Genomic DNA, 13,487 nt, shown 5'->3' with positions numbered 1-13,487 from the left:
GCAAAATTTAGACCAAGTGCGAAATATAAATCAAAATATCGTCAATAATGGCAACCAGTAGCCTCTTTTAATCCGTAAATGGAATTTATGGAACAATATTTGCTTTAATGCGTTAGAGATAAACTTATTTGCCTTAATACATGCCATTTAATGCTACTTATTGAGCTTAGTATCATTGTGTGTATTTTGACGGACTTATTTGAAATCTCGATACGTTTCTTGTAACCACTGGATATCCTAATGAGCCAACTCCCTAAAATTATAAAAACTAAATCCGCCGTTAAGCAGACAATGTCTGTGGAAATCATGGATGAGTACGGTGATCTTCAAACCAAAGAAATTGCGTGTGAGCATCCCCTAACGGTTTATTTGAATTGGATTGAGATCGTTACCCTGATGACCCTAGGTGAACGACCTTCTGCACTAGTGCTCGGTTATCTAAAGAACCAAGGCTTTATCGAAGATATTGATGCCATTGAATCTGTAATTATTGATTGGGATACCAACTCAGCGGCGGTGATCACCCGTGAAAATACCCATGGCTTAGAAAAAAAATTAGAAAAAAAGACCGTTACCTCTGGCTGTGGTCAAGGCACTATGTTTGGTAACGTCATGAAAAAGCTTGAAAACGTAACACTGCCTCAAGTACAAATAAAACAATCTATGTTGTATGGGCTGCTTGAAGCGCTAACTCACCACAATGAAACGTACAAGGCTGCAGGTGCCGTTCATGGTTGTGCCGTTTGCCGTAATACAGAAATCTTATCGTTTGTCGAAGATGTAGGTCGCCATAACGCTGTTGATACCCTAGCCGGTGAAATGTGGCTACAAGGCGAAACGGGCGAAGATAAGATTTTCTACACCACAGGCCGCTTAACCTCAGAGATGGTAATTAAAGTCGCACAGATGGGTATTCCCGTACTTCTATCCCGCTCTGGTGCAACACAAATGGGCTATGAGTTAGCGCAGAAGCTCGGTATTACTATGATAGCCCGCGCGAAAGGTCATCGCTTCCAAGTTTATAATGGCGGTCAGAATCTTATTCTTGATGTGAAAGGTGCTGATACCTCTCAGCAATCGAAGAAAACAGAGCAACCTTCTTCTAATAAAGAGCAAAATTAATGGCTGACTTTCCTGAATTCATGAACGCGAAACTTGTCGCAGAATATTTAGATCTTAATGAGAAGAAAGTCTATGCCCTTGCTAACGATGGCTTACTTCCAGCAACAAAAGTGACAGGGAAATGGTTATTTCCTAAAGCAATGTTGGATAAATGGCTATTAGAGTCTTGCCATAACGGTGTGTTAACCGATCGATTATTAATTGCCGGCTCAGACGATCCACTATTACAAATGGTGGTAGGTAAGATGGCGAACCAATTAGGCAGTACCGCATTAGTTGGTTATACCTCAACGGGTACACGACAAGGTTTAGCCATGTTAAGTAAAGGCCACGTTGATATGTGCGCCATTCACTGGGGAAATGCAGAAGAAGCTAGCCTGCGTCACCCGGCGCTATTACAACAATACCAAGGGCATAAAAACTGGGTATTAGTCCATGCCTTTGAACGTGAACAAGGCTTAGTGGTCAGTAAAGAGTTAGCAGAAGCGGTAAATTCAAAATCTATCCAACTGCCTGAATTACTATCTTCTCGCTGGCGCTGGGCACTACGTCAAGAAGGTGCAGGTAGCATGCGTGCGTTAGATGAATGGTTACACGGTCACGCTTATAATCTTTCTATGCTTAATCAATCAGATGTGTGTAACAGTGAACGTGAACTTGCCTCGTCTGTTGCTCGTGGTAAGGCTGATGTGGGCTGCGCTAGCCAAAGTACGGCGGGGGAATTTGGCTTAGGCTTTATTCCACTATGTACCGAAGCGTTTGAATTGGTGATCCCAAAGAACATTTACTTTAGAACACTACAGCAACAATTGCTGCAAGCGATTTCAGAGGAAGATGTTCAAGCTCACGGTAAAGCACTCGGTGGTTATAACTTTGCACGTACAGGTAAACAGGTATGGAGTGCTAACTAAGTCAGCTAATAGCTAACAACATACCCTGAAAGTCGCTGGATAATAAAAAGCTCTGATAATGCATGATGATTATCAGGGCTTTTTCCATTCAGTTTAAAACCGCATCACTATTAGTTAAAAAGAATTAATAAGAACGAGTAAGCAAACCAATAATAGAAGCGTCTGTTTCACCAAAATACAAGGTCACTGACTTTGTTTCACCTTGTGCAAATTTTCCCTTTTGCTCAATTCGTGTCGGTTCAACATAGGTATTATTGCTGAAATACGCTTTGACCTGCTTAGGTTTAAGTGCAATACCGCCGCCGGAATGGTTTGTGATTACCGCTTGGATCATACGCTTTCCACCTTGACTACTATAAATGTCATAAGAGACGATTTCATAGTAACTATAAGCTGGTTTATCTTCATTATGTTTAGGCATAGGTACAGGGATCGAGCCCGATACAGTCCGAACGTAATGCATTGTATCTTGTGACTTTTCAATACTGTTTTTAATATCATTTAAATCTGAATCGTCAATTGATGCGTAAGATGATAACGACATCAATGATACAGAAGCGATAAGTAAACAACGAGCAAGCATAGTAAGTCCAATGAATAGAATTTAATTGAAAGACCCTAACTAATTGACCGCTATTTCTCACCTTTCGTTTGTTAATTTTATGTCAATAGATATTTATATTCGTAATAGATCACATTATATCGACTCTTTATCTAGTCTAGAAATATCTGTGTTTCTTTAAGTCCTTCACACGATTGTTCAAACTTAAACTTCAGACAATCTACTTAATGACTTAATCATAATTATCCTATGTTTCATTCGTATCTACTTTTTAAATAGTCACAAAAATGCAATCAAAACACCAAAACCCACGAAATACGTCCTCGGAATTAAACCATTAAAATGATAAAAATTAATGAGCAGCAATAATAGTATGCAATCATAAATTAAGATTTGCTTACTCAAAACTGATAGCCATTGCCTTGTTTACAACGATCCCCTGTATTACTCAGCCACTTTTTATTTTATTGAATAATGTTTCATTACAAATATTCACTCATTGATAATTTTTGGTGCGAATAAATGGCCTATTTACATAAACATGACTTGCCTAACAGTACAGGTTAAGTCGACAATAGCGACATTAACAATACTGTTATTATTTCCCTTTGCATTTTCAAGGAGCCGTTGTGCGTAACGCTTTTATTCTGTTTTTTACTCTTGCTAGTATAAGCTTCTCTTCCGTGGCTAGCATCAACACCAGTAAGCTGGATCCTAATAAGTTACAAACGGCATCAGTCAGTAATTATGTGATAGACCTCAGTACAGGAAAGACACTGTACAAAAAAAATTCAAATGTAAAAATGCCAATTGCTTCATTAACTAAGTTAATGACAGCGATGGTAACACTGGATGCAAAACTCCCACTTAACGAAAAACTAACGTTTACTCCTACTGATAAAGAGCACATGTACAATACATATACACGTATTCGTATGGGCTCTACCCTAAGCCGTGGTGAGACAATTCATATTGCTTTAATGTCATCTGAAAACCTAGCAGCAGCAACACTTGCAGGAAACTACCCTGGCGGCTACAAGGCATTCATTAAAGCGATGAACCGAAAAGCTAAATCTTTGGGGATGACCAATACGCATTTTGTTGATAGCTCAGGCCTTGACCCTCATAACCACTCGACAGCATCAGATGTCGCTAAGATGGTACGCGCTGCTTACAAATATCCTGAAATTCGTAAGTACAGTACAACACCTGTGCATACTGCTTACTTTGGTAAACCTAATTACAAACTTGGCTACACCAATACAAATGCCCTAGCGCGTGGTAAGAAGTGGACGGTTAACCTAACCAAAACAGGTTACCTTGATGAAGCTGGTCGTTGCTTAGGTATGGTAACAACAATTGATGGTAAGAGAATCCTGATGGTTATGTTAGATTCTCAAGGCAAATTAACACCGATTGGTGATGCTGGCCGTATTAAGCAATGGCTACAAACAGGTAAGAGCAAACCAATTACTGCTGATGCAAAATACTACCAACAACAGAAACTAAAAGAATTAACGAAATAATCATTACGGTTAATTGAGATAAGTAAAAGCCAGCATCTATTGCTGGCTTTTTGCTTTTAGAACTATCATGAACATAGCTTGTAAAACCTTCGATGCATGTGGGGATACTGCTTTTTAAGCCCGTAATAAGAATTTTCCTTACCTAGCCTTTTATTTTTTAACAAAAAACGTACGCCTACGACACTCTTCAACTATGCTTAAGTTAGAGTAAATAAAAGGAGTGCCTATGCAGCATCAAGAAATGATTAATCCCACCCACCTTAGTTTAATAACTCGTATATCTCTTACCTCTCTAGCCATTCTACTTATTGGTTTGTCGTTGATGTAATTTCTAAATAGACATATAACAAAAAGCCCCTTGGTATTTTCTCTCACTTAAATGAAAAAATACCAAGGGGCTTTGTTGTAATGAAACTAAGACATCATCAATAAATCTAGATCATTATTTGTTGACGCTTTTTGTCTTAAATAGACAGAGAACGTTGTCCCTTTACCCACCTCAGATTCAACCGTTATCTCTCCACCAATATCTTCAATTAAACTTTGGCTAACAGAGAGACCAAGCCCAGTACCTGAACGACGAGTAGTAAAGAATGGATCAAATATTCGCTCTAAATTTTCTTTCGCAATACCACAGCCATGATCAGTTATACGAACAATTGCACCAATAGACTTCCCCTGCTCATCAATCCAATCTTCAGTTCTAATGATTAATCGCCCCTTATCGTCCATGGCATGAATACCATTCATTTGAAGGTTCACTAGCACTTGCAATAATTGGTGGCGATTAACTTCCACGCTGCATTTCGCATTTAGTTCAACAACAAAAGTAACGGATAGTTTTTTTGTGCCTGAACGTACTAAGGTTAAACTCTCTTCAACAATCTGGTTCAGGTGATGCCATGTCACTTCATTTTGTACGCCACCTTGACGACTGTATTGCAACAAACTTCGAGTAATATTACGTATACGGTCAATTTGTGCATGGATTGCATCTAACTCTTCTTGAACTTGAAGCGTATTATCCCCTAACTCAAATTGGATCAATTCCACATTACCCAAGATAACCCCTAATGGATTATTAATTTCATGGGCGATACCAGCAGTCAGTTCACCCAAGGCGGCTAGTTTTTCACTCACCACCAGCTTAGATCTTGCTTGATTCAGCAATTTAATATGTTGCTCTAGTTCTTCAGTTTTATGATGTAAACTATGCGTACGTTGCTCGACCTTTTCTTCTAATTCCACTGCAGCCTGCTTTATCACTTGATTACGCTGTTCAAGCTGATCCAGCATGGTATCAAACTGATTCCCCAAAATTTGCAGTTCGTGATCGGGGTAAACATCTAATTTACCTACTCGACGCTCAAATCCCATCTGTACTAATTTGGCTACCTGATAAATTTTTTCAATCGGTAAAAACAGATCACGAGAGCCCCGATAAACGATAAAACCAGAGATAATCAGCACCAAAATAATACCAATGCCAAGCTCAATAATATTCGTTAAAAAGGTTCTGATCAGTGGCCATTGTAAATAGCCCGCATAAAGCATACCAATCACTTTACCGTTTATATCGCGTAACGGTTCATAAGCAGAAACATACCAACTGTCATAGACATAAGCTCTATCAACCCAGGTTTTTCCAAACGTAATTACTTCACGGCTCACTTCATCTGATACCCGAGTACCAACCGCTCGCCCAACCAGATTTTTACTATCTAATGGTACATTCGTACTAATACGAACATCATTCATAAAAATAGTAACAGTGCCAATACTGCCCGTCGGTAACGTATCAGACGCAAAAACTAAATCACGAATTCGATCAACCAGTTCCGTACTATTATTGAGTAATATACCGCCATCAAGAATCCATTGAAGATGCCCTTTATCATTAAAAATAGGGATCAAACTTCGACTCACTAACCCCTTCTGCTCTATCTTATGTTCTTTGAGCAGTGGCACTTGCGCACGAGCAGGTAAATCACTATTCAATGCTGCTAGTGCTCTACGATCTAGTACCTGAAAAAATGTTTGCACTTTTCCTTCGAGTAAAAAACGGCGCTCTTGCTTAGAGAACTCGCCTAATGCTGATGCAGGATGAAGCACGATAAAATCCAGATTATATTGCTGGTTTTCAGTGCGTACCCAGTGACTTAAAGAGGATTCATCAAAACGTAAACGATATTGGAAATCGTAAGAGTCAGCCATTGACTGCAATTTCATACGCTGCTCTTTTTGTAATAATTCCATACTATGATGAGCAACAGCTAAATCCGCTCTTACGTTCATTAACGCATTTTGCCAAGTGTAAGTGACTGTCCAATAAAAAGTTAAGGCAATTAACGCAATTAATGTGATGATAATAGGTACAGACGTTAGGACTAATAGACGATAACGAACCATGGTTCGAAACCGCCTTAGCCATAACAATATAAAAGCTTTAGGATGCATTAATGCTTTGGTTATTCGCATGATGCCGACTCTTCAGCCCATTCTTTATATTTACGCTCTAACGTTTTACGCGCTACACCAAGCTGACGAGCTGCCGCAGACTTATTACCCTCGTTTGAATCTACTACCTGCATAATATGTGCTTTTTCGACATCTTTTAACGTCCAATCTACTGGGTAACAATATTGCTCTTGTTCACCATCGTGACACTGACATGGTCGCTTCTCATCACTCCTCAATACGATCGACGTTTTCTCGGGCGATGGTATTACAGGTACATCCCCATTTAATTCCTGCCAATATTCAGAAGGTGATTTACCCAATAAAATACAACGTTCCATCATATTACGTAATTCACGAATATTACCCGGCCATTGATAAGCTTGCATTGCTAGAATATCTTCATGTGCCCATTTAATTGGCTTCATTCCTAAATCTTTCGAAAGCTGCTGTGTAAAGTGGTGAGCTAACGCTGGAATATCTTCTATACGTTCACGTAATGCGGGTAATTCAATGGTGAGCACATTTAAGCGATAGTACAAATCTTGACGAAAGCGCCCTTCTTCTACTTCTTTTTTCAAATTCCTATTCGTTGCTGCCACAATACGCACATCAACATTCACTTCTCGCTCAGCGCCTACAGGTCGTATTGCTTTTTGCTCAAGCGCGCGTAATAACGAAGATTGCATGGATAACGGCATTTCACCAATTTCATCTAAAAACAGTGTGCCGTTATTTGCTACCCGAAATAGACCATCACGCCCTTTTTTAGCACCTGTGAATGCACCAGAAACATGACCAAACAGTTCACTTTCCAATAAATCAGGTGCAATCGCACCACAGTTAAGAGGTACAAATGGTCCGGTACGTTTACTTAACTGATGAAGGGCACGCGCCACCAGCTCTTTACCGGTTCCAGATTCCCCTTCAACCAATACCGCGGCAATTGATGGTGCTAATTGGGTGATCAGTTTTTTCATTTTTTGCGTGCTTGCTGCATCCCCGATAATATCAACGGGATAACTGCGCTCTACATCGCGTTGGAGTGCAAAGTTTTGACGTTCTACTAATCGACGTTCAATACAACGGCTTACTGACTGCATCATTTGTTCTAAATTGAACGGCTTTAAGATGAAATCTGACGCCCCCGCGCGTAGTGCTTGAATCGCCATGTCTAAATCTGCATAGCCTGTCATAAAGATAACATCGCTACGGCGTGTATTTGGATCAAACGCTTCATGCCATTCAATGCCTGAACGCCCTGGTAGATTTATATCTACTATTAATAAATCAAAGTGGCAGCGTTTTCTTATCTCTTCCGCTTCTTCAATACTGCCTGCAGTATCAACCTGAGCAAACTTTTTACTTAATGCTTTTTTTAAGATGGCACGCATTCCCGGCTCATCATCGACAACCAATACAGAAACAGCAGTCCAAGGTGTATTTAATTCAAGATCAGACATAAAGGGACATTATTACCCATAAAAAAGATGCGACATTTTGTCTCACCATGAAGATAAAAGTCAAAATAGATTTGAAGCAGAATAATGACGCAGCGCAAAAAACAAAAAATAGCAGTTTATAATCAAAGTATTATGAAATAAATATTCACATATTTTAAATCCTATCGCTTCTGGCATTTTATTTGCTTATAGGCGCATAAGCTATTTATTGGGACGAAAGGTCTCAAATTGTCTCTTTTTATTTGACGTTGAATCTGTAAATCAAGGAACCTTATGAATTTTTTTAAAACGAGTTTAGTTGTTTTAAGCTTAGCCGCAGCAAGCCTTAGCCATGCTGCAACCGATAACAAGGAAAACAAAACAATTCGTTTAGCAACGACAACCAGTACTTACCACTCAGGGCTTCTTGACTACCTTTTACCAGCGTTTAAAAAAGACACGGGCTACACTGTTGAAGTTCTAGCTGCGGGTACAGGAAAAGCATTGCGCATGGGCGAAAATGGTGATGTTGATTTAGTCATGACTCACGCCCCTAAAGCAGAGGCCAAATTTGTTGATGGTGGTTTCGGTATCCTTCCTCGCAAGCTAATGCACAACGACTTCGTACTTGTTGGTCCAAAGGCAGATCCTGCAAAGATCAAAGGTGATAAAGACGTTGCTAATGCACTGGTTAACATTGCCGAAACAGATGCTGTGTTTGTTTCTCGTGGTGATGATTCTGGTACCAATAAAAAAGAACTTAACCTTTGGGCACAGACAAAAATGGAACCAAACTTCGGTGGTTACAAAGCGGTTGGTCAAGGTATGGGGCCTACATTAAACATGGCGTCTGAATTACAAGCGTATACTTTAACTGACCGTGGTACATGGCTTGCTTACCAAAATAAACTGCACCTAGAAATCATGGTTCAGGGTGACAAACGTCTATTTAACCCATACCAAGTGATCTTAGTTAACCCTAGCCGTTACCCTGACATTAACTACCAAGGTGCAAAAACATTCAGCGATTGGTTAGTTAACGCTAAAGCACAAAAAATGATTAACGATTACCAACGTCATGGTGAACAACTATTTGTTGCAGATGCGATTACGCAATAAACAATCAACTTTATTTGATTTTATAGCATTTTACGCCGAACACTTGCTCTTATCTAATTAACACTTCTGTTATAATGAAATAAGGCCATGTTCGGCGTAACCAATTAAATATTAGAAATAAAATAACAATGAATATTTGGCAAACAACGCAACAAGCAATCCAACTTTTGTTCAGTGGAGATAGTTCGCTATGGGGCATTGTTGGTGTTTCTTTTTCAGTTTCTCTGTTAGCCATTGCTATTGTATTAATTCCCTCTTTATTGGTTGCTTTCGCCCTTGCTTATGGCAAATTTCCAGGTCGATGGCTAATCCTTTCTTTTGTTAATACACTGCAATCCGTTCCTACTGTTGTTATTGGCTTATTGTTGTATATGTTGCTATCGCGTTCAGGGCCTTTAGGTGACTGGCAAATGCTGTTTACACAGCGAGCGATGATTCTTGGGCAAATATTAATTTGTTTTCCAATCTTGATATCTATGATGCATGCCGCCTTCCAAAATAGTGACCGTCGCGCATGGGAAACCGCTATTTCATTAGGTGCAAGCTACCCTCGTGCACTAATGAGCCTTATGTGGGAAAGCCGTTTTCCACTATTAGCTGCCATTGTTGCGTCTTTTAGTCGCATCATCACTGAGGTGGGTTGCTCAATGATGGTGGGTGGCAACATCTTAAATTCAACCAGAAATATTCCGACAGCCATTGCATTGGAAAGCTCTAAAGGTGCGTTTGCACAAGGTGTCGCCTTGGGAATGGTCTTATTACTTCTCGCTCTCGGACTAAACTTTATTTTATCGTTCTCTCGTGGCAAAGCCCACTTGCGTACGAACTAAGCTGAGGGTATTGATATGATGCATATTTCAATTGAGGCAACAGATCTTTCTGTTCGCTTTAAACATCGTCTACTTTTCCATATTCCTCAGTTAAAGTTAGAGCCGCAAGATGCGATTTATCTTACTGGTGATAACGGTGTTGGAAAAACAACGCTATTAAAAGTACTCGCGGGATTACAAAAGCCGACCACTGGAAAAATTAATACTCAACACCATTGGTTAAGTCGTTTGTTTGGAGGCTGTTATCAAAATGGCATTATCTACATGCATCAAACCCCTTATATGTTTGATGGAACGGTGTTTGATAATGTTTGTTATGGCTTAAAATATATTGTTAGAGATCGCCAACAACGCCGTAATGAAGCCATTAATGCCTTAAGAATGGTTGGCTTAGAAACCCTTGCCGATGAACATGTCTCGGTATTATCGGGCGGCGAACGACAACGTGTAGCAATGGCACGTGCATGGGTATTAAAACCAAGTGTATTATTGATGGACGAATCCAGTGCAAGTATGGATAAAGAATCCATCAGCCGACAAGTTGTATTGGCAAAAGATTTATTAGAGCGAGGCTCTAGCCTTGTCATCACTAGCCACCAACATAATGAGCTAACCGACTTATGTCGTCGCCAGTGGACAATCAATGACACAAAATTAATTGAGCGTGCAGATTTGCAGCTTGTTAAAAAAGATAAGGATAACTATGCCTACGCCTGAGCAAACTCAGTGGGTTATTTTGGCTGGTGGACAAGCTAGTCGCATGGGAGGCAATGATAAAGGTTTAATTAAATTGGCTGATAAGCCATTAATTCAACATGTTATCGATACGCTGCGCCCACAAACATCACATGTCACCATCAATGCAAACCGCAACCATGAACGTTATGCTGAATTTGGTGAAGTCTTTGGGGATACCATTAAAGACTACCCCGGCCCTTTGGGGGGGATGCATGCCGCACTTTCTCATATCGATAACGACTGGATCGGTTTTGTGCCTTGTGATTGCCCACAGCTTCCACATGATTTAGTCGCAAGAATGGCAAACGCTTGTACAGAAGAAACCGATATTGCTGTTGCTCATAATGGTGAGCATATTCAACCGGTAGTCACACTTGTTCACCGCCGCATTTTACCTAAGCTTGAAGCCTTTCTCGCTAATGGTGATAGAAAAATCATTCTGCTTTACCGTCAATGTAATATGATCACGGTTGATTTTAGTGATCAAGCCGATGCTTTTGTAAACCTTAATACCCCTGAAGAACTCTCTCAATTTGGAGTGCTACATGAGTCAAATTAACGCTTCTTTACCGCTACTTGGTTTCGCTGCATTTAGCGGTACAGGTAAAACCACTTTACTTGAAGCAATGTTGCCTAAACTTGTAGAGCGAGGACTTCGTGTAGCCGTGGTAAAACACGCTCACCATAATTTTGATATCGACCAAGAAGGCAAAGACAGCTACCGCCTTCGTAAAGCAGGCGCAAGCCAAATGTTGATCTCTTCTCGCTACCGTCGCGCACTGGTGACAGAAACACCAGAAGAAGAAGCACAACTTCCCTATTTACTCAGCCAACTAGATCAAACCCAATTAGATCTCATTTTGGTGGAAGGTTTTAAAAAGCTCGATTTCCCTAAGATTGAATTACACCGCAAAGAAGTCGGCAAACCTTGGCTACACCCAGAAGACAGCAACATCATTGCCATCGCAGCGAATATCCCAGCTGAAAGCACATTGCCACAAATGGATATCAATAATCTTGATCAACTTACTGACTTTGTTATTGATTACGTGAACAGCAGTGCAACCACTGAAGCGCAAACATTAAGCTGTAGCGATATCAATCCTGCAGGTATGTTATCGGTTACTCAAGGTCGAGAAAAAATTCTTGAACAGATTAAGCCATTACATATCAGCGAATCTGTTAGTCTACATCAAGCACTAGGGCAAATTGTCGCACAAGATATTTTATCGCCAGTCAATGTCCCCCAACATACTAATTCTGCAATGGATGGTTATGCCATTGCTGGTGATGATATAGGGCGTGATAGCTATCAGGTTGTTGGTCAAGTACTTGCTGGTCATAGTTACGATGAGCCACTACATCATGGTGAAGCTGTTCGTATCATGACAGGCGCACCTATTCCGCAAGGTGCGGATACCGTCATTATGCGTGAACAAGCAACCCAAAAAGGTGACACGGTCACGTTTGATAAAGCAATGGGTAACATTAAAGCTGGTCAAAACGTACGTCAAGCAGGTGAAGATCTCGCATTAGGTCAAATTGCCGTTGCTGCAGGAACAACCATCACAGCGCCAGAGCTTGGTATGGTAGCGTCACTGGGTATTGATAAAATCATAATCAACAAACCTATCCGGGTTGCAATTTTTTCTACCGGTGATGAAGTTCAGCAACCGGGTGACGCACAGAAACAAAACTGCATCTATGACTCAAACCGCTATACATTATATGCCCTACTCACTCACTTAGGCTGTGAAGTCGTTGATCTCGGTATTATTGATGATAACGAAGCATCGCTTGAAAAAACGTTAATACAAGCGAGCACGAAAGCTGATTTGATCTTATCTTCTGGTGGTGTATCTGTCGGCGATGCGGACTATATAAAAAGCGTGTTAGAGAAGTTAGGTCGAATTAACTTTTGGCGTATTAATATGCGTCCAGGTCGTCCGCTTGCTTTTGGAACCATTGGTAACGTGCCATTCTTTGGCCTACCGGGTAATCCTGTCGCGGTAATAGTTGCGTTCTTACAATTTGTTGAACCAGCAATTAGAAAACAGCAAGGCATTATCAATTGGCAGCCGAAAACGCATCAAGCTATCGCGATTGAAAAACTTCGCTCTCGTCCAGGACGTACTGAGTATACTCGCGGTATTTCGAGTTTTGATGCTAATGGCCGTTTAGTGGTGAAAAGTACAGGCTCGCAAGGTTCTGGCATACTTCGTTCGATGAGCGAAGCAAATTGCTTAATTGAAATAGCACCAGAGCAAGTAAATGCAGAAATCGGTGATAAGGTTACCATCATTCCATTAGATATACGCATGTAACGTTTCAGCTCTCCATGATAAAAAAGCCAAGCTACTTAAAGTAGCTTGGCTTTTTTATTTTTATATGTAGCTTCCATGCTACCTTTTTATTTCCCATCTTCTACACGTTAGAAGTCGACACAAACCTTTCGTTATATGTTAAGTTGTAACAAAAGGTTTCTTTATTCTCTAGATAAATGATAATACCGAATAATTTATCGATATACACGACAATCATAGATTTACTGGGTAAAACATTAAAAAAATAGCGGTTAAGCATATTATGCAATCAAGATTATATGTTTTATTGAAATTTTCATAAAATACTGTAAACATTTCTATATAATTAAACTAGAACAAATATGGCATTGTATACTATTCACAATCATTGAATATCAATGGTGAATAGAAGCACTTGCATTTACACATAAGTTAAGAACAACTCGTTTTTCATCTGGCTAGACCATTACACAACAT

At 40.0% G+C, this 13,487-nt stretch carries 11 protein-coding genes; 8 read left to right on the top strand and 3 right to left on the bottom strand.

Annotation, left to right across the window (positions count from 1 at the left end; all coding sequences use genetic code 11):
• Positions 1 to 240 precede the first annotated feature (240 nt).
• Together fdhD and C9J42_RS07370 are read left to right on the top strand one after the other, a co-directional pair.
• Positions 241 to 1,122 (top strand): formate dehydrogenase accessory sulfurtransferase FdhD, encoded by an 882-nt coding sequence (gene fdhD, locus C9J42_RS07375; RefSeq protein WP_107260303.1) that lies wholly within the window; start codon positions 241 to 243, stop codon positions 1,120 to 1,122.
• Positions 1,122 to 2,033: a helix-turn-helix transcriptional regulator gene (locus C9J42_RS07370; protein ID WP_107208196.1), complete on the top strand. Its 912-nt coding sequence runs from the start codon at positions 1,122 to 1,124 to the stop codon at positions 2,031 to 2,033. The genes fdhD and C9J42_RS07370 overlap by 1 nt, the downstream gene beginning before the upstream one ends.
• Positions 2,034 to 2,157: 124 nt before the next feature.
• Here C9J42_RS07370 and C9J42_RS07365 read toward each other — a convergent pair whose 3' ends face one another.
• Entirely contained in the window at positions 2,158 to 2,616 is a 459-nt protein-coding gene (locus C9J42_RS07365; protein WP_107287405.1) for a hypothetical protein, read from the bottom strand.
• A 608-nt stretch (positions 2,617 to 3,224) separates the two neighbouring features.
• On the opposite strand from C9J42_RS07365, the gene pbpG reads away from it, so the two are divergent.
• Complete coding sequence (gene pbpG / locus C9J42_RS07360) at positions 3,225 to 4,121, top strand: D-alanyl-D-alanine endopeptidase (RefSeq protein ID WP_107208194.1); 897 nt, start codon at positions 3,225 to 3,227, stop codon at positions 4,119 to 4,121.
• Positions 4,122 to 4,535: 414 nt separating this feature from the next.
• On the opposite strand, the gene C9J42_RS07355 is transcribed toward pbpG, so the two are convergent.
• Complete coding sequence (locus tag C9J42_RS07355) at positions 4,536 to 6,530, bottom strand: cache domain-containing protein (RefSeq protein ID WP_107301845.1); 1,995 nt, start codon at positions 6,528 to 6,530, stop codon at positions 4,536 to 4,538.
• Positions 6,531 to 6,589: 59 nt separating this feature from the next.
• Positions 6,590 to 8,041 (bottom strand): sigma-54 dependent transcriptional regulator, encoded by a 1,452-nt coding sequence (locus tag C9J42_RS07350; protein WP_107301844.1) that lies wholly within the window; start codon positions 8,039 to 8,041, stop codon positions 6,590 to 6,592.
• A gap of 273 nt (positions 8,042 to 8,314) precedes the next feature.
• On the opposite strand from C9J42_RS07350, the gene C9J42_RS07345 reads away from it, so the two are divergent.
• From C9J42_RS07345 to C9J42_RS07325, 5 genes are all read left to right on the top strand, one after another.
• Entirely contained in the window at positions 8,315 to 9,139 is an 825-nt protein-coding gene (locus tag C9J42_RS07345) for a substrate-binding domain-containing protein (RefSeq protein ID WP_107287408.1), read from the top strand.
• Between the two features lie 128 nt (positions 9,140 to 9,267).
• On the top strand, positions 9,268 to 9,969 hold the full coding sequence (locus tag C9J42_RS07340; RefSeq protein WP_107208190.1) for an ABC transporter permease: 702 nt from the start codon (positions 9,268 to 9,270) through the stop codon (positions 9,967 to 9,969).
• A 15-nt stretch (positions 9,970 to 9,984) separates the two neighbouring features.
• Positions 9,985 to 10,686, top strand: coding sequence for an energy-coupling factor ABC transporter ATP-binding protein (locus C9J42_RS07335; protein ID WP_107246625.1), 702 nt, complete (start codon positions 9,985 to 9,987; stop codon positions 10,684 to 10,686).
• Positions 10,673 to 11,266, top strand: a complete 594-nt coding sequence (gene mobA / locus C9J42_RS07330; protein WP_107246623.1) for a molybdenum cofactor guanylyltransferase MobA — start codon at positions 10,673 to 10,675, stop codon at positions 11,264 to 11,266. Before C9J42_RS07335 ends, mobA begins: the two co-directional genes overlap by 14 nt.
• On the top strand, positions 11,253 to 13,031 hold the full coding sequence (locus tag C9J42_RS07325) for a bifunctional molybdopterin-guanine dinucleotide biosynthesis adaptor protein MobB/molybdopterin molybdotransferase MoeA (RefSeq protein WP_107301843.1): 1,779 nt from the start codon (positions 11,253 to 11,255) through the stop codon (positions 13,029 to 13,031). Before mobA ends, C9J42_RS07325 begins: the two co-directional genes overlap by 14 nt.
• The last annotated feature ends 456 nt before the right edge of the window (positions 13,032 to 13,487 follow it).

It is taken from the genome of Photobacterium sp. GB-56, from assembly GCF_003026105.1.
Lineage (GTDB): Bacteria > Pseudomonadota > Gammaproteobacteria > Enterobacterales > Vibrionaceae > Photobacterium.
Note: the sequence above shows the minus strand (reverse complement) of the source record. Positions and strands in the feature narration are given on the sequence as shown.